Source organism: Mucilaginibacter rubeus, from assembly GCF_003286415.2.
GTDB classification, from domain to species: domain Bacteria; phylum Bacteroidota; class Bacteroidia; order Sphingobacteriales; family Sphingobacteriaceae; genus Mucilaginibacter; species Mucilaginibacter rubeus_A.
Window position 1 is genome coordinate 725,771 of sequence record NZ_CP043450.1, and the last position, 25,008, is coordinate 750,778.

Sequence of the window (25,008 nt, forward strand, 5' to 3'; positions counted from 1 at the left end):
TGTCTGGTTAAAAATTAATGCTGCGGTTGTGGTAATACATAGCCTTTAGCCATACGTTTGCCCATTTCGGCATAAGCTTCCGGGTCGGTAGGGGTAAGACTGGCCAGACCATCAACATATCGGTTAAACATGCTGAACGCAGCGGCTATTAATACCGCGTCGTGGATCTCGCGGTCGGTAGCTCCCTCTGCACGTGCGGCGTCAACATCTTCCTGTTTTACTTCTTTACCCAATATCTGCACTTTGCCTGCAATGTTTAACAATGCTTTTAGTTTGGCGCTGATCGGGGCTTCAGTCATGTCGCGCAGCATCTCGTCAACAATAAGGGCGTCGTCTTCGTAAAGACAACGGGCGGCAGCCGCGTGGCTGCTGTAACAAAACGTACAATTGTTACGGTATGATACATAAGTTGCTATCAGCTCACGGTCGGCCGGACTTAAGGTTGATTCTCCGCGCAATAATACTTCGGCCAGTTCATACAAATACTGACCGGTTTCGGGCCTGAACATTACCAGCGAACGGATGCCCGGAACGCCTTCGGGTACATTGATGTGTGCCATATTTTTTAATTAATGAATTATTGATTTAATAAATTGATGATTTTTTAATTTCTTTTCTAAGCTTTTGGCCTTAGGCCTTCAGCTTTTAGCTTTCTCCCGTACAAATAATACTACCAACAAGCCTATGATAAATACCAGCGAGAATATGAACAGAGCGTTACCGTAGCCACCCAATGACGATACCAGTACACCCACGAATAATACTGCTGTAGCCGTGAATATGCGGCCTATGTTGAAGCAAAAGCCTGTGGCTGTAGCTTTGATGCCGGTTGAGAATAATTGGGGTATATAGGCTGATAATACACCCTGACTTGCACCGAAGAACAAGGCCAGCACGGCTATTTCGATATAAATGACGGAACTGAATGTGCTGTTGGTTTTAAACAGGATGAATGACATGCCTGCGCAAACCGCGAAGCAGATCACCATAGAGCGCCTGATGGATAACAGGTTAACCAGCCAGCCAGAAAAGAAACCACCTGTTAAACCACCCATGCCCAGGCACATCATGCTTAGGCCGCGTTCTTTAGCCGCATCGTGATCGGTAATTAGGCTTTGTACCCAGGTTGGCAGCCATGAAAATATGGCCCATAAACCTATCAGCATGGTACCAAAGGTTAACGAACCCACTATGAGTTCGCGACGATGGCTTTTGGAGAGCAGTTTATTTAATGGGTTTTCGCGGTTGGCGATATCATTGCGATAGTTAAGCCAGTTTTCAGATTCGTTCAAAACCAGTGCGCCTATGATAGCCAGTGTAAGCGGAATACCCCCGACTAAAAACCCCGACCGCCACGATGATACGATAAGGTTAATTACCCCAGCCGAGAAAATACCTACAGGGAACGCGATAGAAAGAATCCCGATAACCACGGCTTTGCTTTTGTTAGGCCAAACCTCGCTCACCAGCGTAATTGAAGTTACCAGAACGCCGCCCACGCCAAAACCACTGAAGAAGCGGCAAAGCAGCACGCCCCACCAGGTTGGCATCAATCCGGTTAAAATGGTAAATACACCGTAGCTGCCAATGGCCAGCAGCAGGGCTTTTTTGCGCCCCATTTTATCGCTGATAACACCCCAGGTAAAGCCACCAAAGGCCCATCCAAAAATGAAAATGGCGTTGATGTACCCGCTTATGGCGTTGATCTCATCGGCAGGCACAGCACCCTGAAGGTCTTTTACCACTACAGGCAGGTAAACCGACATCAGCGTTGAAACCGAACCACCAAGTGCAGTGCTGAAAAAACAGATCACAAACAGCGCCGCCCTGTATGCGGCGCTGAGGTTTGTTTGAGGTTTTAAAACCTGCTCATCAATTGCTAAAGTGCTCATGTTGTTTTATTTTAAAAGGTCATCAAATACTATTGATACATAATAAATGGCGCCAATTGCCGGCGAACCGTACGATTGGTATACTTTATTATTGAAGATGTTGCTGCCGCCCAATTTGATTGTTGACTTGAATTTTGGCAGTTTTTTACTGAACTGAAGATCAACTAAAGAGTAGGCATCTACACGGCCCGGACGGGTACCATTAAAGGTTCCGTACCAGTCATAGGCTGTTTGCCAGTGCCAGGCAGCGTTAAAGCCAAAATCATTAATCACGTTGCTGTTACCAAATGTGGCGTTGGTGCTCCATTTTGGTGTGTTAAAGGCAGCAATATTGTTAGGATTAGCGTTGCGAAGGTTAAACACCGATAGGGTTGCATTGCCACCCAAAGCGTAACCGCCATTAAGTAGATAAGTTAAGCCCGCGCTTGCTCCCTGGGCCGATACTTTATCGGGAGCGTTGGTGTACAATTGAAACGCGTGAACTTTACCGTTAGGAATATCAGTTGCGGAGGCAGTTGTCACCTGCCCATCAGAACCAAGAATTGGATTGCTTGGCTGGATGACAACCGTGTTCAGGATAAAATTGGTGTAGCTGCTATAATAGTAGTTTACATCAACCAGTAATTTATCCATCATTAAACCTTTGTAACCCACTTCAAACGCTTTTTGCTGCTCGGGTTTGATATAGGCTACACTTGCTTTTTGAAGCAGACCTTTGTTTTGTTCAATAGCCTGAGGGAAAGGTGTTCCACTTTGTACCGCTTTGCCAAACGCCGCTCCAAAGGCACTTACCGATGATGAGGTGAACGAGTTTTCATAAACATTTAAACCTTTGCTGTTATTAGGCGCACCACCCAAGATGGTGATAGGGCCTACGTTAAGGTGGATAAACTGATCAACAGGGGTTGGGTTCCGGAAGCCGGTTTGGTATGATGCCCTGAAGTTTGAGGTTTTATCAACAGTATAAACTGCCGAAAAACGAGGGGTGAAGCTGCCTTTAAAGTTTTCGTTTTTATCGTAACGTAGTGATGCTGTCAGTTTCAGGTTATCGTCAAACAGTTTTTTTGCTGCCTGTACAAATGAGCCGTATTCTTTAATGGTTACACGTTTATCTTTATCATCAAACAAGCTGCCGTTGGTAAACATCCTGTAATCGCGGAAACTGCCACCGGCTAAAAGCTCAAATACTTTAATGGCGCTGGTGAAGTCATACTGGCCTTCGGCATGATAAAACTTACTATTACTGAAAACACCGGCGCCGCTTAAACCATAGTTGTGGATAGAGGCGTCTTTAGCGGCGTTGAATTCGGCTGTTCCCGGTAAAAAGCGGCCCTGATCGGCAAAAGCCCTTGCTGCCGAATTGCTGTTGGGTGTAACACCACTTACCGAACCGTTAAATGCCGCGGCATAACGGGTAAACCAGGTATCATCGGCTTTATCAGGTGTTACAGTATTACCGTTCAGGTCTTTCACCCAGTCGCGGTTAATGAATTGGGCCAGTGAGCGGGTATTGTATGAATCGTGCGAGTTTTCTTCAACCGAATAGCCACGGATAAAGAAATTGCTGCCTTTTAATTCAATCCTGTGCGTTTGTAACACAAAGTTGTTAAGGTCAAAACGGCTGCTGCCTGTATAGCTTGCGGTACCGCGGCCGTAATTGTACTGGTAAATAGCCTCCAGGTTATTGCTGAAACGGTATTGTAAAGCACCGTTCAGTTTCAGGCTGTACACGTTATAGTTCATCAGGTCTTTTTCTTCATAACCTGTTCTGGATACCAAACCAATGCCGGGTAGGGTTTTGGTAACCTCATCACCATAAATATTAAGTGCGTCGCGGCCGGGGTTGTTAGGGCCACGTTGGGCAGCCGGGGTTGAGGCGCTTACATCGGTATAATTGTCGGCGTACCAGTCGCGACCCGTCAGGTATGAGGCGTTGATTTTAAACGCGAATTTATCGTTGAATGCTTTGGCATAACGGGCTGCAAAATCATACAGTCCCTGTGGCTTAACAACCGATTCGCCAAAGTGGTTGAGACCGCTTTTTACCTGCAAGGTTAAGCCCTGGTATTTGAACGGGTCTTTGGTTTTAAGTGAAAGCAGGCCGTTAAAAGCCACCGGGCCATATAAAGCCGAAGCCGCGCCGGGGATAACTTCTACGCTTTCGATATCAATATCCGAAGCACCAAAAAGGTTACCTACCGAAAAGTTTAAGCCGGGCGTTTGGTTATCAACACCATCAACCAGTTGTAAAAAGCGACTGTTGCCTGTACTATTAAAACCGCGGGTGTTGATTTGTTTGTAGGTTAAACTGCTGGTAACCGATTCAATGCCTTTAACGCTTTGCAAACCATCGTAAAAAGTAAACGAAGGGTTATCTTTAATAGCCTTAAGGCTCATTTTTTCGATACTTACCGGCGACTGCAAAATGCTTTGGTTGATACGCGTTGCTGATGATACTACCTCGTTAAGCACAATAGCCTGTTGGGTTAGCTTTATGCTGATGTTGCTTTCGGCAGATGTTACCTGGCTTTCCTGTACTTCAAAGCCTACCGCCGATACAATGATGGTTAAAGGCAGCTTTAATTTGTTTGCATTTAAAGTGTAGTTACCTTTCGAATCGGTAGTGGTACCGGTAAGCTTTCCTTTAACAGTAATGCTTGCGCCGGAAACAGGTTTACCTGTAGCGACATCGGTAATGTTCCCCGTTATTTTAATTTCCTGCGCAAACAGGTTTATTGAGGCGAACAGTAATATAAAGAATAAAAGTTTTTTCATCGTGATTGGGTTTACTTAATTAGGGTTAGGGTTATTTTTTTAAATGATCATAGCCTTGGGGCAGGCGGGTATAGCCATGGTTAACAAGGCGTTCGGCAAGTACGTTATAGTAACCGGCATCGGCGGGTAGGGCGGTAGCCAATCCGTCAACATAGCGGTTGTAGTAGCAAAATAAAGCTGCTATCAGTACTGTATCATGTATCTCAATGTCGGTGGCTCCGGCGGCTTTAGCCCTGTCAACGGCTTCGGTTGTAACATTTCGGCCGTTTTGTGCGGTTAGTTTAGCAATGGTAAGCAGGGCTTTCATTTTTTCGGTAACCGGGGCGGTTTCAATATTTTCCTTTACTTTTTGCGCGGTTTCGGCTTCGCCTGCCAGCAGATCGGCGGCTGCAGTGTGTGCCGTTGTGCAGAAGGTACACTGGTTGTTGTGTGATACCACGGTGGCAATCAACTCGCGGTCGGCTTCGGATAGGGTTGATGGCCCGCGCAATAAAAACTGCGTAAGGTTACGGATAGGTTGTGCCGGTTCTTTGGCATACTCCAATAGGCCGGTAATGCCCGGCAAATGGCTTTCAAGGGTAATATAAGGCATAAATAATTAATTGAATGTTTGTAGGTTGGGGGAGAGGTATACCTGTATAAGGATTATTTACAGCAATCAGCACAACATTATTTCATAGCTATTGAGCCATGAATAAATTATCGACAGAAAAGAAATAATGCAACAGTAACGGTACAACCGCTACCCCAAAAAATGAATTAAAACAAGGAGAAGATTAGCAAACGGCCTTTGGCGGTTGCTCCGGAATATCCTGGTGAGCAGGAATTAACTGTTGAACAGGGTGAACAACGGTTTGTTGCGTATATTTTATAGGGCAGCTAAACTCAAAATGCACAAAAGTGAAATTAAGGTTGTCCTGCATTGTTATTTTACCAAAAGGTACATGCTCTTTTTGCGGTACCGGGTTCTCTTTTACATCCTTAGCGTTAATGATGTTTTTATCGGCCAGGCGGGTGGTTTCATAGTTAGGGGTACACATCAAATAAATGGCACGACTGGTCACGCGCATTTTTTGATAATTGTAGCTGTTATTCCCAAACTGGATCTGCCCGTGAATATTCTCGTAATGCTGCCAGTCGCGAATGCCGGGCATGTCAACAGGGATAACTACCTCGGTAAGGTCCTTGACATTATAAAAGCCTTTGGCTGTTTGTTCGGCAAAGTATTTATTGCTTTTATAAACCATAAACTGATGCAATGCCAACTGCCCGCCTATATTAAGCAGGTGAAAGCTAAGCAACATCAGGGCAATAAATTTTTTCAATCGGTTTACGAACAAAGGTTTATCTAAAAATGCTGTTTATAAACGTAGTATCCAAATTTATTTAGAATAATTATGCGTAAAGCATAGCCCATTTTCTTTATTCGTTATCGATTGTAATTAAAAGTTTCAATAGTGCTTTTGGGCGATTGGATTTTCGGCTTAAAGAATGTCCGGTTCGTGATATGGAATGTCCGGCTCGCATAGTTACTGATAGGCGCCGGGCCGATATCAGGGTATCTTTGAGCATACAAAAAACAAAAACTATTTAAATAAATAACACAATGGAAACTATTCAAGAATCAGCTATCAATAAGATCAAGGTTATCGAAGATATCTCAGCTAATAAAATAGATAAAGTATTATATACCGATAAAGTACGCACAGTTGGCGGTCGCGATGGCGGCTCATCTGTTAGTACCGATGGTCAGTTGGATATTAAACATTCAACTCCCGGAACACCAAAACCGGGCACCAACCCAGAACAACTATTCGCGGCCGGCTGGTCTGCATGTTTTGAAGGTGCTATCGGTTTGGCAGCCGCTAAAAAAAGGATCGAACTCCCTGCCGAACTGGCTATTGACGCCGAAGTGGATTTGGGTATTACTACCGGCGCTTACTTTTTACAAGCCCGTTTAAATGTAAGCTTGCCGGGCCTGGATGTAGAAGTAGCCAAAGCATTGATTGAAGAAGCGCACAGGACCTGTCCGTATTCTAAATTAACTTACGGTAACATCAACGTTGAGATCAACCTGGTATAAGCCTCGCCCCCCAGGCTCCCTAAACGGGGAGTTTTAAAATCAAAAAAAATGCTGCCTCGGTTTCCGAGGCAGCATTTTTTGTATATAGAAAATCAGTATTCTTAGATATCTATGCTCTCGCCTATGCCCGGTAAAAACAGCTTTAGGCCGGCTTGTTCAAATTGTTTTACCGCTTCGTCTTTATCTATTTTAATAAAGCCGAAGGTATCGTAATGCACACCTAAAACCTTATCGGCCTTAACAAGTTTTGCTGCTTCAATAGCATCATCAACGCCCATAGTTAATACATCTCCAATAGGGAAAACCGCAAAATCAAGATCCACCCATTTAGCTACCAGTTCCATATCAAGGGTAAGGCCCGTGTCGCCGCTGTAATAAAGGTTACCGTCATCTGTTTTTAAAGCATAGCCACAAGCTACACCGGCATAACTGCCATCCGGAAAGCTGGCCGAATGCTGGGCGATGAAGGATTTCGCGGTACCAAAATCAAAGGTCACCTTACCACCCGGGTTTAAAGGATGCACGTTTTTAACTCCCTTTTTACTGATATAATCATATACTTCGTAAATGCCCACAACCATGGCGTTGGTATTATTGGCTATAGTTACCACATCTAAAATATGATCATAATGACCGTGCGAAACAAAAATGTAATCGGCTTTAATTTCATCAATGTTAATGTCTTTAGCCAGTTCGTTGCCCGAAATAAAGGGATCAAACAAAATGTGTTTACCCCCGGCAACCACCGAGAAGCATGAGTGACCGTAATAGTTGAGTTTCATTGGTTTGGTTTTTTATGTTAATGATGATTAGTTTAAAAGCGGAGCTAAAGCGTTTAAAACAGGCATTGGTAGTAGCTTAAAATGATCGTAGACTGTGTAGGTAAATTTACCTGTTACGTTGTTTATTTTAGGATATAGAAATGTCATCTTTTTAAGCATGATCGTATCAGCCGAAGAATAATCAATGGAAGCACCAGGTTTCTTCACAAAGCTGAATAGAAGGATAGTTTCCGCCTGATTTTGTTTACCGGTATAAGCACCTGGCAGTTTGAAATCTGATGATTGCTGAGCAGGGGCAAAGCGGCCAATTTTAGATGAATAGTTATGTCCGCTGGCAGGCAGATTTATTTTAAAAGTAAACGCTTGTTCGGTACAGTTTAGTTCATTGGCCTGGGCATAAGCACCAATACTTAAAAAGGTTGTTATGGCAATTAGCAGTAATGTTTTCATGATAGTATTTATTTAAAACAGCATCGGCCCATTTTTAGGGCCGATGCTGTTTATTGGAGATTTAATTATTTTCTGCCGGTTTTTTTCTCTTTTCCGGAACGCAGATCAATTCACAATCCTGAGGGTTGCGCTCGAACGGCGCCCTGGTTAAAAATGATAATGAGAACAGTGACAGGAAGCCTACTAATAACCGGCCTTGTTTCAACTTGCTCATGATGTTAAAATTTATGTTATTATATTTTAGCTACAGCGTTGTTTGTCAAGGTTGCTTTAGTGGCGGCTAAAATCTCGCCGTTGGGTTTTTTTTGTATAAAACCTACCACTTCCCAACCTTGCTGATTAAAATCTTTAGGCAGGTTAATGGTGGTTTCACCTTTTTTTGCCTGGTTTAAGGTAACTGTTTTCAGGTCGCGCACTATCTGGGCGTGGGATAAAGTTCGGCCTTCGTTTTCGCCTTTGGCAACCTTGCTTATGGCCGATTTTTGTACGATAGCTATCAGCAACTGCTGCTTATCGGTATTCCCGGATAGCTCGTAATTTACAGCAAGCTTATCGCCTGTTTGTTGCGCTTTTAAAGTAACCTGGGCAGTTTGGGCTGTGTTTAAAGCATTGGAAATAGCCTCACGAAGTACAGGCTCATCTGAACCTACTAATTCTGTTTTACCATTAACAATAACCTGCGGGGTATAAACCTGGGCATTTAAATAAGCGCTGTATTCCCGCTGGCGTTTTGAAAACATGGCATTGCTGAATATATCTTTCCAGCCAAGACTATTCCAGTAGTCAACATGGTAGGCCAGTATATAAACCGGTTTATCCTGTGTTTCCTTCTGGATCCTGGCCAGCAGCTCATCTGCCGGCGGACAGCTTGAACAACCTTCTGAAGTAAACAATTCAACCAAAGCAAAACCTTTACCCGGCGTAGCGGTGCTTACAGTTTTAACAGAGTCTACTTTACGGGCGGCATATGCGGCAGTAGCAAGCGCCAGTGCTACAGCACCAACACAAAAGCTTAAAATTTTTAGCGTTTTCATATCTCTCGATTTTTAATTTATATCAAAATTAGCCTCGAAATGGCCGCTAAAACAGCATAAAAAAGCCCAACCGGACATATTGCAAGCTCAGTTGGGCATTGTTTGAGCCGAAAGTTCTGAGTTATTCTTTTATATGAAGAAGCTATTTAAAACATATAGAAGCCGTCATTGCGAGGTACGAAGCAATCCCCAATAGGCATAGGGGTTATACAAGTCTGCCCTGTAAAGTAGGGGATTGCTTCGTATCTCGCAATGACGAGCGGGATATAACAGTTTGTTTAACCGTTTTTAAACTCAAGACTGCTGACTTAGTACTACCTATTCTCCAACCAGCTTAAAAATACCGGTGCTTTTTCTTTGTTGATGAGCAGTTTCTCCGGAGTTGGAATTGTTAGTTTCACAAACAGCTTGCGCATAAAATAGTGCTCCACTTCTTTTATCGCGCTAAAATTTACGATGTACTGCCTGTTCAGCCTGAAAAACTGATCTTGCGAGAGCTGGCCGCTGATCTGATCGAGCGATTGGTTAACAACATATTCCTGCTGATCGAAGGTCATGATAGTTGACAGCTCATTGCGGATGTAAAAGAAAGCGATATCATTGGTAGCTATGGTGATGTATTTATTGTTTTTAAATACCAGGAAGCTTTTTTTACCTGCCGGGGGAGTAATCTGCGATAGCAGACTGCTGATATCAGGCGTTGAGCCCTGCTGGAAGAAATTCCGCAGTTCATCTACCTTTTTAAAGGCATCGGCAATATCTGTTTTGGAGAAAGGTTTAAGCACGTAGTCAACACTGTTGGCTTTAAAGGCTTCTAACGAATATTCATCAAAGGCGGTGCAGAAAATAATGGGGCATGATACCTTTACCGATTTAAAGATCTCAAAGCATAAACCATCCGAAAGCTGGATATCCATAAAAATAAGATCGGGTTGCTTGTTCTCAGAAAGATAGGCAACCGAACTTTCAACGCTTTGCAGCTTGGTGACAATTTTTGAGTGCGGCCTTAACTCTAATATGATGCTTTCAAGCGAACGGGCTGCCTTTAGCTCGTCTTCAATGATGATAATGTTCATGTATAATAGGTAGTTTAACTTTGAATATTCTATCTTCAGCAATGATCTCTATTTGTTTATCAAGCAGGTGATCGTAACGCAGGTTAATATTCTTGAGCCCAACTCCTGTTGATGGCTCTTCAAAACGTTTGGGTTTAATTTCGTTTTCCATTACAATGGTATCCCCCTCGGTATACAGCTTGATATGCAGGGGATGATCAAGCGATACCACATTGTGTTTAATACAGTTTTCGATGAGCAATTGCAATGTAAACGGGGGTATCAGTGTCCCGCGGTATTGATCATCGATGGTGTTGGTAAAGATAAAGCCATCTTCAAAACGTGCTTTCAGCAAAAAATTGTACGCGTCTACGATATCAAGCTCTTCTGATAAATGAATGAGATCTAACTTACGGCTCTCCAGCGTAAAACGATAAAAGTTGGAAAGCTTAAGGATAAAATCTACCGAGTGCTGATCGCCGGTTTCAACCATGGCTTTCAGGGTGTTAAGGCTGTTGAACAGGAAATGCGGGTTGATCTGTTGTTTAAGCAATTCGTACTGAGCGCCAAGGTTATCTGCTTTAATACGTTCCAGTTCAACAGTAACCTGCTGGTTTTGGTAGTTTTGGTATAATAGGTTTATCAGCATGTAAAACACAAGGTTAATGAGTATACCCCTAACCTCAATCATCAGCATTACCGGGCCAAAATTCATGTGCGTTAATATCAGCTGCTGTATATAAGCTAAAGCCAGCATTACACCCATACCTATTACCAATGTGGTGAGCAGCCGGGAGTAGGAGATGCTTTTATTTATTTGTTTATTGTTTGATGGCTTTGGCAACGTATAGATATTGTAATACCATACAAACAGCGAAAACGCGGCTGTTACCGCCGAGTTTACCGCAGCTTCGGCAGGCTTAAAATGGCGTTCGGCTATTTGAGGAACAGAAGCCAGCAGACCAAGGAAAATTGAACTGCTCCATATAATTCCGGGAGAGATTTTAAATGTTGTGTCTTTCATTTATTGCAACGGGTTTGCGGAAATAAAATGGTTGCCGGGCAAATATATAGTTAATTATGGCCTGTTGGCCAAATCTGCCGTTGTGTTGCTAAAACCACCGCCAAACTTTAATTTGTTTTGACCAAACGCCCCAATTATTTCCGTTTACCGCTAAAATATAGCAGGTTTCAATATGGAAACATGGGTTTATGGCACAAACGGACATTTTATCGGCTGAAATAGACATATTAAACCGCGAATATTCCCGATGGGTATAGAGCCGGGGAATTGCAAACTACGGTTTGGTCTGATAAACAAACCCGGCTTCTTAAATCCACCTAAAATACTTTTGATGAAGATTTTTTTACTTAAAATTGTACATTATTTCAGTTAACTGTTCTCGTAAAAAGCAAGCCGCTCAACATTGGAGATTAAAGAACTTATAGATTCTATCCATTACAATAATGATGAATCTGCCTTTAATGAACTGTACAAGCTGCTGATCAATGGTCTTAATCAGTTTGCGTATTCGTTTCTGGGCGATAAGGAAGCTTGCGAGGAAATCATCAACGACCTTTTTGTAAACGTTTGGACAGGACGGCATAAGTTGGATAGGATCACGAACCCCAAAGTGTATTTTTATGTGGCGATAAAAAACGCCTGTCTTAACCATATCCGCAGCAATAACTCGAAAAGGAACCGCGACGCCCAGCTTGCCGAAACTTATTATTTCCATTTATCGGTTGATCCGTCGCAATTGCTCATTAGTAAAGAGCTGCAAGCCGGAGTTTTAACTGCTGTAAATAGTTTGCCCTCACGTTGCAAACTCATTTTTAAAATGGTTAAGGAAGATGAGCTTTCCTGTAACGAAGTAGCCGATATTCTTGGCCTCTCTAACAAAACCGTATTCGCGCAGCTTGCTATTGCTTTGAAGAAATTGGATGAGGCGCTTGGGAATAGTTAAATCCTTGATTTAAGGATAAAAAAGCAGAGTGGGAAGTACGCGATTCAATTACCGTTTATGAATGTCTTTGTTGTTTTTAATTCCCCGTTAGGGGATACCTGTTTGTAGCAAAAATCAAATTAATAATCTTTTGCCTCGTAGAGGCTACCCTCTCGGCTAGTTAGAAAGCAAATTGAAAAATGTTGGAATCAATCCCCCCTCAAAAAATATTTTAATTTCTTTTAGGAAAAACCTGGGTGAGCTGTGTCCTTAACGCAGAACACCGTATTACTATGAGCAAATCCAGGTTTATTGAGTTAATGGCCAAAAGTATGGGCAAAACTGCCAATGCTGAGGAGTTGGCCGAACTCGACATGTTTCTTGAACAATTTCCCGACTATAAAAAAACGTACCAGGTTACCAATGCATTAAAAGGAAATGGTGCTGAGTTGGCAGAAACAAAACCGGAAGAGGTTAACAGCAACCTGGAGGAGATCTGGAACAGGATTAAAAGCTCAAATAAAAATACGGCGAATGATGCTAAGGTAAAACCAATGTTCAGGTGGCAATGGGTTGCTGCCGCTGTATTGTTACTTGTTGCGGCGGGAGCTTTGTTTTACAAGAAAACAGAGCAGCAGGACAGCCTGACCGCCGAGAATATATTACATGAAATTCGTGTGCCTTACGGTAAAACCGAAAAGCTGAAACTGCCCGACGGAACACAGGTTACCCTAAACGCCGGGAGCACTTTTTCATACCCCGAAGCTTTTGAAAAAAACAGCAGGGATGTAAGTCTTACCGGCGAAGGCTTTTTTGAGGTAACTAAAAACGCGAAGAAACCTTTTCTGGTACACACGGCTAAACTTGTTGTAAAGGTATTAGGAACGGTGTTTAATGTTAAGGCATACAATAATGATAAAACAGTTGAAACTACGCTGTTAAAAGGCAAGGTACAGGTTGAATTAAAAAACAATCCCGAGAAAAGGATTATCCTCTTGCCCAATGAAAAGCTGATTGTTGTTAATAACAGGGAGCCTAAAAGCGCGAAGCCTAAAGAGAGTAAAATTGAATACCAGGTAACCGAATTGCCGGATGTTAAGCCCGACGAGGTAAAAGAAACCGCATGGGTTGATAACAGGATACTGTTCACCAATGAGGCCTTTGAAGATGTGGCTGTACAAATTGAGCGCAAATACAACGTGCAGGTTGTATTTGAAAATCAGAAGCTGCGTACTGAGCAGATAAGCGGTTTGCTTGATAAAGAGTCGTTACAGGAAGCTTTGGGCATTATTGAATTGACAACGCCATTCAAATTCAGGATAGAGGGGCAAACCGTTTACCTGTCAAAAAAAGAAAAATAGAAATCAAATAAACTAACTAACCACTAACCAACAGCTTATGATATTGAAAACTTACTTATCAGATTCCTGAAATATCCTCAAACAAAAAGGGAAGAGCTGCCACTCCTCCCTGCAAACAAATAGGATTTTATTAACGGAGTAAGCTATTGTAATACAGCGCTTACTCCATCCATTTATTTTCAAAACAAATGTAATGAAAAAAACAAGAAGGGTGTTTCCGCTTCGTGGCGCGCCCGTATGTCTCAAAGTTATTTTGCTGATGAAAGCAGTATTTTTATTGGTCCTGGTTACCTGTGTGCAAGTTTCTGCAAAAGTATACTCACAGCAGAAATTTACGCTTAGCCTGAAGCAGGCTGAAGTAAGCAGTATCCTTACTAAAATTCAAAAACAAAGCGATTACCGCTTCTTTTACAACTACGCCTCCATCAAAAAGTTGGGTAAGGTTGACCTTGATGTGAAAGACGCGACAATTGACGAGCTACTTGCCGTTATCATTGATGATAAGCTTGCTTACAAGATGAATGAAGATCATGTGGTGATCATTGCTAATCATGAAGAAGCCAAAAGCCTGGCCATTGTAAAAGGTAAGGTTGTTGACGCCAAAGGCGAACCGCTTATTGGCGTAAACATTCGCCTACAGGGTACCAATCAGGGTACCACTACAGATATAAATGGTAATTTCAGCATTGATGCACCGGTTAACGGCGTGTTGGAAATATCTTATATCGGGTTTGAAAAAAAGGTGGTTACCATAACCGGAAGCCAAACTTTGAATATAACCATGGTTGCTTTGCCATCTGCCTTAACCGAGGTTGTTGTAGTTGGTTACGGCACTACCAAAAAGATTGATGTTACCGGCGCGGTAGCCAGCGTAAAGGGTAGCGATATTCAAAATCTACCCGTAGCGTCAGCAACTCAGGCTTTAGACGGCCGTGCGGCTGGTGTAAACATTGTGCGTAATGATGGTTCGCCGGGTGCGGCCTCAAGTATCAGGATCCGTGGTACTGGTACGCTTAATGACGCCAACCCGCTTATTGTTGTTGATGGTGTGCCTACCAGCAATCCCGACGCTTTAAGCGATATCAACCCTAACGATATTGCTTCGGTTGATATATTGAAGGATGCATCGGCAGCAGCTATTTATGGTACGCGTGCAGCTAACGGCGTTGTATTGGTTACTACTAAAAAAGGTACTTACAATCAGAAATTAGCCACCAATATCAATTTTTACAACGGTTTTTCTAACACCACCAAATACCTTAACCTGTTAACTGCTCCGCAGCTTTATCAGCTAAAAAGAGAGCGTTATACCAATGATGGCGTTGCTATCGACGCGCCATGGAACGATGAGTATTACGCTACTCAAAGAACCGATTGGCAACGGGCTATCATGAAAACCGGCCACGTAATTAATGGCGATGTTAACCTGCAGGGAGGTAATGAGGTATCTAACTACTATTGGTCTACCTCGGTTTATAATGAAGATGGTATAATCGATAAAACCAACTTCAAACGTTTCAGCACACGTTTCAACTCGGAGCATAAAGTAACCGAATGGTTAAAATTGGGCGAGAATATCCAGTTAAGCTATGCCAACAATGTTGGGTTTGATAATAACAACTCGCAAACAGGTTTGATCTTCTCGGCTTTACGTTTTAATCCTGCCATTCCGTTGGTTAATCCTGATGGAACATACGGTACGTCAAAAGCATTTGCCAACCAGTTAGGAGATATAAATAGCCCTTATGCTACCATACAGGAGGCAGACAGGTTTAATAAAAAATATCGTGCACTTGCAAATGCCTTTGCCGAGATCTCTTTCCTAAAAGAATTAAAACTGCGTGTAAACTACGCATATGATGGTACTTTAAACCGTGCTTACAACTTCAGTATAGCTGATGTTAACCAGGCCAGGCAAAATACCACCTCGCAGCTAACACAAAATGAGGGTGAGCTGTCATCACAATTAATTGAGTCGTTCCTGAGCTATGATAAGGTGTTTGGCAAAAGCCACGTAACATTTACCGGTGGTTACTCCTACCAAAACTTTAAAACATATGGTTTTAATGCATGGCGGATTGGATATGATGATACTTCACAAGATCAGCGCGTGCTTAGTTTAGGTAACAGCCAGTTTAATTCAAGCGTAGTGCCGGATGAATCATCATTACAATCAGGTTTCGGCAGGTTGTTTTATGATTACGACAGCCGTTTCCTGGCTACTTTAACTTTCCGTGCAGACGGATCGTCTAAATTCGCACCATCAAAAAGATGGGGATATTTCCCGGCATTCTCTTTGGGCTGGAGGCTATCTAACGAGCAATTTATCAAAAACATAACCTGGATAAGCAACCTGAAATTATCGGGTGGTTATGGTGAGCTTGGTAATCAAAACATTGGTACATTCCAATATACCAGCTTAATCAGGTTAGGCAGTACTTATGAAAATAACGGTTATACCTTTGGTGGTACAGGCTATACAGGCGCGGCAGTTTATAGCCTTGCCAACCCGGATATTACCTGGGAACGTACTGCTATGACTAACATTAGCTTAGATGCAGGTTTTTTAAATAACCAGTTAACAACAACTTTAACCTGGTTCAATAAAAATACCAAGGATATGCTTCTGTCACCTCCTGTTGTGGGTGCGGCCGGTTCGGTAAATATCCCTAACCAAAACATTGGCACCATGAACAACAAGGGTATTGAGTTTGAAGTTAACTACCATGGTGGTGCCGATAAAGTAAAATACTCGGTTGGCGCTAACGCTTCATATATCAAAAACAAGGTAACTAAGTTAAATGGCGAAGGTACATTTGTAGGTTCAACTGTTTACGGTCGTTCAAGCCAGGAAATTTCCCGTACCTATGAAGGCCAGCCAATAGCTTCTTTTTACGGTTGGAAAACCAACGGTTTATACCAGACACAAGCCGACATTGATAATGATCCGGCCCTAAAAAATGACCCGCGTAAAGCAAGCATCAGACCTGGTGATGTACGTTTCCTTGACCTGAATGGTGATGGTTTGATTGACGGTAACGACCGCACCAACCTGGGTAATCCTAACCCTAAAGTTACTGCCGGCTTACAGGGCAGTATATCATACAAAGGCTTTGATTTTTCGGCAAACTTTACCGGTGTATTTGGTGTGAGCCTTTACAATGCCGATAGGATGCAGGGTATCGACCCAACTTATCCGTTTAACCTTTATGCCGAAACTTTGGGTCGTTGGACAGGTCCGGGTACCAGCAATACCATTCCTCGTTTATCGCTTGACCGTGCTAATGATAACTACCGCACATCTGATCTGTTTGTTGAAAGCGGAAGCTATGTAAGCCTTAAAAATGCCACATTAGGTTATACGCTTCCTGTTAGCTGGGCTAAAAAGGCAACTTTAAAAAGTGTAAGGTTATATGCTTCCGGTCAAAACCTGTTTTTTATAACCGGATATAAAGGTTATACACCTGAGTTGGGTTATACCAACGGCAATTTGCAAAGAGGTGTTGACGTAGCTCAATACCCATCGGTAAGGACAATAACATTTGGTGTAACAGTTAAATTATAACATCATCATGAAATCAAACAAACTAATATATACGCTTGTGTCACTGGCCCTGATGGGCAGCGGCTGTAAAAAAGCGCTTGATTTAAAGCAACAAGGTGTTTACAGCTCAACCAATTATTTCCGTAATGAAGTTGACGCTGTTAATGCGGTAACCGGTATCTACAGTATTTTACCTGAAGAAGATTATATAGGCCATGCCGAATCAACATTTGATACGCCATCTGATGATTACTGGCGCTCTGGTGACCACGGCGAAGACGAGGCTATCGAAAACCTGACCTATGATGCTTCAAACGCAGCTATCCGCTATCCGTGGAAATGGCGTTATGAGGAAATTAACCGTGCTACCAACTGTATCATTAACATTCCTAAAATAACCGCTATCTCTGCCGATGTGAAAAATCGCAGCATGGGTGAGGCCTACTTTTTAAGGGCTTTTGGTTACTGGCGTTTAATGATCATTCATGGTGATGTTCCTATCATTACCGAGGCTGATTATACTTCACTGAATTTCAATGTTCCAAAATCGCCTATAGAAGATGTTCGCAAACAAATTGAATCCGATTTGTTGAAAGCGGTTGATCTGTTGCCTGAAAGCTATGCTGCTGCTGATCGTGGCCGGGTGAGCAAAGGAACCGCGTTGGGTTTACTGACCAAGCTTTATATGTATTGGGAAAAACTTCCTGAAGCTATCGCTACAGGGCAAAAAGTGATCTCGAACCCTGCTTATGCGCTTGCTGCAAATTATACTGATAATTTTACCCGTGCAAATGAAAACAGTACTGAGTTACTTTTCTCAATTCAGGCTGTACAAAACGTGGTACAAAACGACTTTACCGTTTACTACATCCCGCGTCCGTGGGGCGGTTACGGCTTTAGTCAGCCATTGCAAGGCCTTGCCAATGAGTTTGAGGCAGGCGATCCGCGTAAAGAAGCTACTTTATTAAGTGTTGGCGACAAAGTTGATTTGGGCGATGGCAACGGTTTAACAACCTTTACGGCCGATCTTTCTGCTACCGGTTTTGCTTTCAAAAAGTATGCAGTGTTCAATACTGCTGCTGCCGGTGGCGGTGTTGATCATAGCTATGCTGTTCCGTTAATGCGCTCTGCCGATATCTATTTGTTGGTAGCCGAAGCCTTGATCCGTACGCAAGGCGCTGGAGCAGGTGACGCGCTGATCAACCAGATCAGGCGCCGTGCGTCGGCTTCGTTGAAACCGGTTTCAGGAGCTGGCATGAAAGAGTTGATCCACGAGCGCCGTGTTGAATTGGCCGGCGAAGATCAGCGTCACCAGGATCTGATGCGTTGGGATAAAGCTAAAATTGTGGATATAGCAGCCATTTATAACCTTGCTGTATCTAAAGCTCCGCTCGATCAAAACAAAACGGTAACCTTTGTTCGCCCTAAAAACTATTACTTCCCAATCCCTCAGGTTGAGATTGATAAGAGTAAAGGCGTATTAGTACAGAACCCTAATTTTAATTAATAATATCCTCATACCGGCGATAGGGATAACCCCTGTTGCCGGTATTTATTCCGGCCAATGCCGTCGCTTAATTATCTATTGAATGAGAAAGTGTTTACTTGTTGTAGCTGCTATTATTGCATTGGGCTTTAATGCTCATGCCCAGGTTGATCAGAAAGCCTCTTATGATTTTATTGAAAGGGTAATACCCGGCAAGAGTAATTTGTTTACTGTTGAGGCTATCCCGCAACAGAACGGCAAAGATGTATTTGAGCTGGAAAGCCGTAATGGTAAAATTGTGCTAAGAGGTAACAATGGCCTGTCAATAGCATCGGCATTAAACTACTATCTTAAAAATTATTGCTTTTGCGATATCGGCTGGAATGGCACTAACCTTAATTTGCCTGCTACCTTACCAGCAGTTAAGGGCCTTATCCATAAAACTACGCCTTATCAATACCGCTACTATTTAAATTATTGCACTTTTAATTATACCATGGCCTGGTGGGACTGGGCCCGCTGGCAAAAAGAAATTGACTGGATGGCCCTGAATGGTATTAACATGCCACTGGCCATAACCGGCGAAGAAGCCGTTTGGCAAACCGTTTACAAAGACATGGGCTTTACCGATAAACAACTGGATGAGTTTTTTAGCGGCCCTGCTTACTTTTCATGGTTTTGGATGGGAAACATTGACGCCTGGGGTGGCCCGCTGCCGCAGCATTGGATGGACTCGCACAAAGCATTACAAAAAAAGATCCTGGAGCGTGAACGCTCATTTGGGATGACACCTGTTCTGTCGTCATTTACCGGCCACGTGCCACCATCATTTAAAGATAAATTCCCCGGTGCTAAGGTTAAAAGAACCAACTGGGATGCCGGTTTTCCCGATGTATTTATACTTGACCCCGACGATCCGATGTTTGAAACCATCGGTAAAAAATATATAGAAGCACAAACCAAAGAGTTTGGTACCGATCATCTGTACTCGGCTGATACTTTTAATGAAAACGTGCCACCAACCAATGATTCTACTTACCTGGATGGCATGAGTAAAAAAGTGTTCAACTCGATGGCTGCTGCAGATCCTAAAGCTATTTGGGTGATGCAGGGTTGGATGTTCCACTACAACAACAAATTTTGGCAGCCGCAACAGATCAAGGCTTTGCTTAATGCTGTGCCGAATGAGCAAATGATTGTGCTTGACCTGTACAGCGATGCCCACCCCGTTTGGAACCGTACCGAGGCTTATTATGGTAAGCCATGGATCTGGAGTATGCTGCAAAACTTTGGTGGTAATATCAGCTTGTTTGGCCGTATGCGCCATGTAGCTGCCGATCCTGCCATCGCCCTGCACGATCCCGAATCAAAAAATATGCGCGGTATTGGTGTTACACCCGAGGGCATTGAGCAAAACCCGGCCCTATTTGCCCTGATGCTGGAAAACGTATGGCGCGATACGCCAATTGATGCCGATGCCTGGGTTGCTAACTATGCCCAACGCCGCTACGGACAGGTTAATACCCAGGCCAGTGAAGCATGGCATATCCTCCTAAATTCGGTGTATTCGGGTGGTTTAACTGAAGGCGGACCAGAATCGATCATCGTAGCAAGACCGACAATGAAAAAATATATAGACAGGGTACTTACCAAACTGGATTATGACCCAATGCAATTGGTTAAAGCCTGGACATTACTCATTAATGCTGCTGATAGCCTGAAACAAAGCGACGGATTTCAGTATGATCTGGTTGATGTAACCCGCCAGGTATTGGCCAATTATGCAAGTCCGCTACAGCAGAAAATGGCACAGGCTTATCAAAATAAAGATCAGCAGCAATTTAAATTATACAGCAGCCAGTTCCTGGAACTGATGGATGATATGGATGCCCTGCTCAGTACCTGTAAAGATTTCCTGTTAGGCAAATGGATCAATGAAGCAAGGGCTAATGGAGTAACCGATAAAGAGAAAAATCTGTACGAATTTAACGCCCGCGACCTGGTTACCCTTTGGGGCGATAAGGAAAGCGGTTTAAGGGAATACTCAAACCGTCAATGGGCAGGTTTAATCAAGGGCTATTACAAACCACGTTGGGCATTGTATTTTGGTCAGCTGGATAAATCATTATCAACTAAAACAGACTTTAACGCTGAAGCTTTTGACAAACAGGTAAAAGACTGGGAATGGCAATGGGTAAACAAACATGATAATGCCTACACCGACACCGCTAAAGGCGACCCGATTGAAAAAGCGAAACAACTGTTTGCAAAGTATAATGCGGCGATTTTGGGAACTCACTAAGCATAATAAAACGTCATTGCGAGGTACGAAGCAATCGCGAACTATACAGGACGGCCCGGCTAATCGGGGATTGCTTCGTACCTCGCAATGACGCCTTTTTTAGTTTTACTGAACGACAGGATTGTAAAAAATCATGAGACTACGCTACACTATATTAACATCCATTTTACTAATAACCGGTTTTACCACAGCGCACAGCCAGGGATCTAACGATCATATTTTCCCGGCTTCTGCAATTGCCAAACCTTTTATTGATTTTGACAGTAAAGGCTTTTTGGTAAACGGTAAACGTACGTTCATAGCGTCGGCCGGGTTGGAGTATGCCCGTATACCACACGAACTTTGGTACGATAGACTGTTGAGGATCAAACGGGCAGGTTTTAATTGTATCGAAATCTATACCATTTGGAATTTTCATGAAGAGCGAGAGGGTAAATTCAATTTTACCGGCGACCGTGATTTGGGTAAATTCCTGGATATTGTAAAGCAACTTGGCCTATATGCTATTGTGCGTGTTGGCCCATATTATTGTGCCGAGTGGGATAACGGCGGCTACCCTATATGGCTTAAGTTTAAAAAAGGCCTGAGGGTACGGGAGGACAATAAGCCTTTTGAGCAATATGTAGATCGCTTTTTTGATCATCTTTTGCCGGTAGTATTCCAAAGGCAAATCAATAAAGGCGGCGCTGTGATATTGGTTCAGTTGGAGAACGAGCATCCCAACGGTTGGGGAACTATAATGCCCGATGGTTATTTTAAACATCTGCAGGCAAAAGCTTTGAATATGGGTATGCAGGTTCCATATTTTTTCAGCGGCTTACATCATGCCAGCGACCCGGCCGGCGATGGAAAACTTGACGATGATAAACGTCCAAACCCATGGTTCTCTACCGAGTTTTGGGCCGTTTGGTATTCTCAATACGGTGCTAAGCCGGGTGATGCTGAACTTTATGACAGGCGTACCTGGAAAATTATCGCTCATGGAGGTAACGGTTATAATTACTACATGGCACACGGCGGTTCAAACTTTGGTTATACCAATAATGATGAGGATGCCGCTTCGTACGATTATGGCACAGGTATCGGTCAGGCGGGTGATTTACGGCCTATCTATTATACCTTTAAACGTGCCGCCTGGTTTTCGCGTAGTTTTCAGGATGTATTGGAGAATAGTACCAATGCGTCGGACAATTATAAAGGCATCGCGGCTGATACTGCTATAAAAGTATCCGCCCGCACAAGTCCAGCTGGTGATCTAATATTCCTGGATAATCCGGGGATAGCTAAAGTAAGCACATCATTAAATATCAAAGGCAGCGAAGATCTGTTTGCTGGTAAAAAGATCAACCTGCAGCCTAAAGAAATTTATCCTTTAGTACATAATTATAAACTTAATGAGGATGCAACCCTCGATTGGGTGCTCACCCGTGTATTTGCTATTGTTAAACAGGCTAACACCACAACGATAGTTGTTGATGCTGAAGCCGGCGATCCGTTGTTGCTTCGTTTCGATACTAAAGTTAAAGCGTCATCAGCATCGGGTTCTGTAAAAATTGACAATAATAGCGTGTTAATTAATGAGTCAATGGTTGCAACCGTCGAAAAGCCTATTGAATATACTTTCAACGCAGGTTCACGAACCATTCGGATTGTAGCAATGAACCGCACTTTGACTGATAAAACATGGATCACCGAAACGGACGGCAAAAACTACATTATCACGGGGCTGAATTATGTTGGTGATGCATCTATAAAAAATGAGCAGTTTAAATTAACCACGGAGACTCCTTTGGCGCAAAATGCAGTTCAGAAAGCGATACTATATACTGATAGTAAAGGGATTGCTTTCAGCATTGATGGGCAAAAGAGTAACCAACAGCAAACTATCAGCCTATCTAACTGGCAATTTAAAACCGCGGCTACAAACGCTGCAACCAATGTTAATACAAGCGGCTGGCTCAAATCAACCGATCCGCAACCTATGGGTGCGGACGCTGATGTAACCGCTGATGCCTGGTACAGGGCTACGCTAAATATCCCATCCAACGGAAAATATACCTTACAAGTAAAAGGCGGTGGCAGGGGACAAGCCTTTATTGATGGTAAACCTGCCGCTAAGTGGAAGCTGAATGATAATGAGCTAACCCTTAATCTAACAAAAGGGAAACATACGTTAGCCGTTTTCGCGGCACATGACGGGCGCGACAAACTGGCTGCCTACCTTGGGCCAATAGATGAGGTGGATAGCAAAGGGCTTTTCGGCAAGGCGTTTATCAAAAAGGGAGGGCCGTTTATTTCTGAACTTGGCGACTGGTATTTTGCCAAGGCCAGCAAAAAAGATGATGTAAAACAAGGGCCGCCGGCATTTGATACATCGGTGTACAAAAAATATAAAATAGGCAATGATGTTTTTAACCTGAAAGAGGGTTACGCATGGTTCCACGCCACCATTCCGCAGCAGTCTGCAGGTACTGCTAAAATACAGTTGCTGTTTAAAAGCGTTGATGAAAACGCCACTGTATTTATCAATGGCAAACAGGTAGCACATCACGATGGCTGGAACCAGCCTTTTGAAGTTAATATTACCGATGCCGAAATATTAAAACATCCGGTTGATCTTACGGTCTTTATCGAGAATTATTCAAACGAAGGTGGTATCGATCAGCCTGTAAAAATCAACGCCATTGGTGATGCCACAGCGGTAACCAACTGGCAACTGAAGGGAGGCCCCGGCGACGCGTTGGCTGCTCAGGGTTGGACAATGGCCGATGCTGCTAAACAAATGAAAAACGCGCCGGTCTTTTATCGTACAACATTCAGTTTACCACCATCAAATGGAAACACCTTCATCTGGCGTTTTGACCCTGAAGGTTTAGGCCATGGCTCTGTTTGGATTAACGGTCATAACCTGGGCCGGTACCCCGAAAAACTGGATATGAAAGGCCTTTATATCCCCGAATGCTGGCTTAAACCCGGGTTAAACCAGGTGGTGGTTTATGATGAAGACGGCAATGGTATCAATAAAACACGGATCGCGGCCGAAGAAGCCGCGGGCCGGTCAATTAAAGAATATTCAATACCCCTTAATTAATAACAGCACATGGCTACAACAACCGAAAGATTTACTGCACTTGATGTTTTCCGTGGTATGACCATTTGCTTCATGATCATCGTTAATGCCCCCGGTTCGGGGGCAAACGTATGGTCGCCGCTTGATCACGCGCCCTGGATAGGTTTTACACCTACCGATCTGGTTTTTCCGTCGTTCCTGTTCGCTGTAGGTAACGCGCTTAGTTTTTCTAAAAAGAAGTTTGAAACCGATGCCGCTTTTATAGGCAAGATATTTAAACGCACGGTTATTATTTTCCTGCTGGGCTACCTGATGTATTGGTTCCCGTTTTTCCATCGTGAGGCGGGTAGTTGGGTGTTTAACCCGCTAAACCATACCCGTATCATGGGGGTGTTACAACGTATAGCGTTGTGTTACTTTTTTGGTGCTTTGATAGTGCATTATTGTTCACAACGAACTGCTATTATTATATCCATTGCGCTTTTATTGGGTTATTGGGCTTTCCTGATATTTTGCGGCGAACCGGGCAAAGAGTATACCATGCTGGGCAACGCCGGCACACGCCTGGATATATCGATTTTAGGTAACGACCATTTGTATCACGATAAGGGCGGCCCGATAGCTTTTGACCCTGAAGGCTTACTCAGCACTATGACAGCCATTGTGAACGTAATAGGCGGCTTCCTGGCCGGAGCGTTCATTCAGCGTAAAGGGAAAAATTACGAATCGGTTGCGCGGTTATTCATGTGCGGCGTTTTGCTTATTGCTGTTTCCTTATTCTGGGCGCAGTTTTTCCCCGTAGCCAAAAAACTATGGACAAGCTCGTTCACGCTACTGACCATCGGTATCGACCTTTTATTGTTAGGTTTCATGGTATTTGCCATCGAAATAAAAAAGATAAAAAGCGGTACTAACTTCTTCCTGGTTTTTGGACGAAATTCATTAGCCATATACCTGTTATCAGAGTTGCTGCTTACCGTTTTTCAAACCATCTGGGTAAAGCCACAGCTAAGCTTTTACGATTGGATAAACCAGGTATTTTATCAAAAGATATTCCCCGGTGCTTTTGGCACACTGGTATTTGCACTTTGTTATATGATGCTTTGTTGGCTGGTGGCCTGGGTGCTTGATAAAAAGAAGATTTATATAAAAATATAGTTATGCTCGTAGAGACGCATCACATGCGTCTCCAACCAACCAAGTCAACGTCATATTATCGGATGCAGAA

19 protein-coding genes are annotated in these 25,008 nt (G+C 43.3%); 8 read left to right on the forward strand and 11 right to left on the reverse strand.

The features are described from left to right. Positions 1-14: 14 nt before the first annotated feature. The 5 genes from DEO27_RS02945 to DEO27_RS02965 all read right to left on the reverse strand — a co-directional run bounded on the left by DEO27_RS02945 (position 15) and on the right by DEO27_RS02965 (position 5,992). A complete protein-coding gene (locus tag DEO27_RS02945) occupies positions 15-560 on the reverse strand; it encodes a carboxymuconolactone decarboxylase family protein (RefSeq protein ID WP_112569566.1) in 546 nt (181 codons plus the stop codon). A gap of 78 nt (positions 561-638) precedes the next feature. Further along, on the reverse strand, positions 639-1,892 hold the full coding sequence (locus DEO27_RS02950) for an MFS transporter (protein WP_112569568.1): 1,254 nt from the start codon (positions 1,890-1,892) through the stop codon (positions 639-641). A gap of 6 nt (positions 1,893-1,898) precedes the next feature. After that, entirely contained in the window at positions 1,899-4,667 is a 2,769-nt protein-coding gene (locus tag DEO27_RS02955) for a TonB-dependent receptor (RefSeq protein WP_112569570.1), read from the reverse strand. Positions 4,668-4,698: 31 nt separating this feature from the next. Beyond that, positions 4,699-5,259 (reverse strand): carboxymuconolactone decarboxylase family protein, encoded by a 561-nt coding sequence (locus tag DEO27_RS02960; protein ID WP_112569572.1) that lies wholly within the window; start codon positions 5,257-5,259, stop codon positions 4,699-4,701. A 184-nt stretch (positions 5,260-5,443) separates the two neighbouring features. Continuing rightward, a complete protein-coding gene (locus tag DEO27_RS02965) occupies positions 5,444-5,992 on the reverse strand; it encodes a hypothetical protein (RefSeq protein WP_112569574.1) in 549 nt (182 codons plus the stop codon). Between the two features lie 281 nt (positions 5,993-6,273). Here DEO27_RS02965 and DEO27_RS02970 point away from each other — a divergent pair, with 281 nt between their 5' ends. Then, positions 6,274-6,750, forward strand: a complete 477-nt coding sequence (locus tag DEO27_RS02970) for an organic hydroperoxide resistance protein (protein WP_112569576.1) — start codon at positions 6,274-6,276, stop codon at positions 6,748-6,750. 101 nt (positions 6,751-6,851) lie between these two features. On the opposite strand, the gene DEO27_RS02975 is transcribed toward DEO27_RS02970, so the two are convergent. From DEO27_RS02975 to DEO27_RS02995, 6 genes are all read right to left on the reverse strand, one after another. After that, on the reverse strand, positions 6,852-7,532 hold the full coding sequence (locus tag DEO27_RS02975) for a metal-dependent hydrolase (protein ID WP_112569578.1): 681 nt from the start codon (positions 7,530-7,532) through the stop codon (positions 6,852-6,854). Positions 7,533-7,559: 27 nt separating this feature from the next. Further along, on the reverse strand, positions 7,560-7,982 hold the full coding sequence (locus tag DEO27_RS02980; RefSeq protein ID WP_112569580.1) for a hypothetical protein: 423 nt from the start codon (positions 7,980-7,982) through the stop codon (positions 7,560-7,562). A 61-nt stretch (positions 7,983-8,043) separates the two neighbouring features. Then, positions 8,044-8,196, reverse strand: a complete 153-nt coding sequence (locus DEO27_RS31280) for a hypothetical protein (protein ID WP_190295305.1) — start codon at positions 8,194-8,196, stop codon at positions 8,044-8,046. A gap of 19 nt (positions 8,197-8,215) precedes the next feature. Continuing rightward, positions 8,216-9,016, reverse strand: a complete 801-nt coding sequence (locus tag DEO27_RS02985; protein WP_112569582.1) for a DUF1223 domain-containing protein — start codon at positions 9,014-9,016, stop codon at positions 8,216-8,218. Positions 9,017-9,330: 314 nt separating this feature from the next. Next, positions 9,331-10,092, reverse strand: a complete 762-nt coding sequence (locus tag DEO27_RS02990) for a LytR/AlgR family response regulator transcription factor (protein ID WP_112569584.1) — start codon at positions 10,090-10,092, stop codon at positions 9,331-9,333. Continuing rightward, a complete protein-coding gene (locus DEO27_RS02995; RefSeq protein ID WP_112569586.1) occupies positions 10,073-11,095 on the reverse strand; it encodes a sensor histidine kinase in 1,023 nt (340 codons plus the stop codon). The genes DEO27_RS02990 and DEO27_RS02995 overlap by 20 nt, the downstream gene beginning before the upstream one ends. A gap of 403 nt (positions 11,096-11,498) precedes the next feature. On the opposite strand from DEO27_RS02995, the gene DEO27_RS03000 reads away from it, so the two are divergent. From DEO27_RS03000 to DEO27_RS03030, 7 genes are all read left to right on the forward strand, one after another. After that, positions 11,499-12,038 carry an RNA polymerase sigma-70 factor gene (locus tag DEO27_RS03000; protein ID WP_112569588.1) on the forward strand — a complete coding sequence of 180 codons (540 nt, stop codon included), beginning with the start codon at positions 11,499-11,501 and terminating at the stop codon, positions 12,036-12,038. Between the two features lie 272 nt (positions 12,039-12,310). Next, positions 12,311-13,378 carry a FecR family protein gene (locus tag DEO27_RS03005; protein ID WP_112569590.1) on the forward strand — a complete coding sequence of 356 codons (1,068 nt, stop codon included), beginning with the start codon at positions 12,311-12,313 and terminating at the stop codon, positions 13,376-13,378. 193 nt (positions 13,379-13,571) lie between these two features. Further along, a complete protein-coding gene (locus DEO27_RS03010; protein ID WP_112569592.1) occupies positions 13,572-16,943 on the forward strand; it encodes a SusC/RagA family TonB-linked outer membrane protein in 3,372 nt (1,123 codons plus the stop codon). Between the two features lie 7 nt (positions 16,944-16,950). Then, positions 16,951-18,429 carry a RagB/SusD family nutrient uptake outer membrane protein gene (locus tag DEO27_RS03015; RefSeq protein WP_112569594.1) on the forward strand — a complete coding sequence of 493 codons (1,479 nt, stop codon included), beginning with the start codon at positions 16,951-16,953 and terminating at the stop codon, positions 18,427-18,429. A gap of 82 nt (positions 18,430-18,511) precedes the next feature. Then, positions 18,512-20,710: an alpha-N-acetylglucosaminidase gene (locus DEO27_RS03020; protein ID WP_112569596.1), complete on the forward strand. Its 2,199-nt coding sequence runs from the start codon at positions 18,512-18,514 to the stop codon at positions 20,708-20,710. Between the two features lie 133 nt (positions 20,711-20,843). Then, positions 20,844-23,801: a beta-galactosidase gene (locus DEO27_RS03025; RefSeq protein ID WP_112569598.1), complete on the forward strand. Its 2,958-nt coding sequence runs from the start codon at positions 20,844-20,846 to the stop codon at positions 23,799-23,801. A 9-nt stretch (positions 23,802-23,810) separates the two neighbouring features. After that, positions 23,811-24,938, forward strand: a complete 1,128-nt coding sequence (locus tag DEO27_RS03030) for an acyltransferase family protein (protein WP_112569600.1) — start codon at positions 23,811-23,813, stop codon at positions 24,936-24,938. The last annotated feature ends 70 nt before the right edge of the window (positions 24,939-25,008 follow it).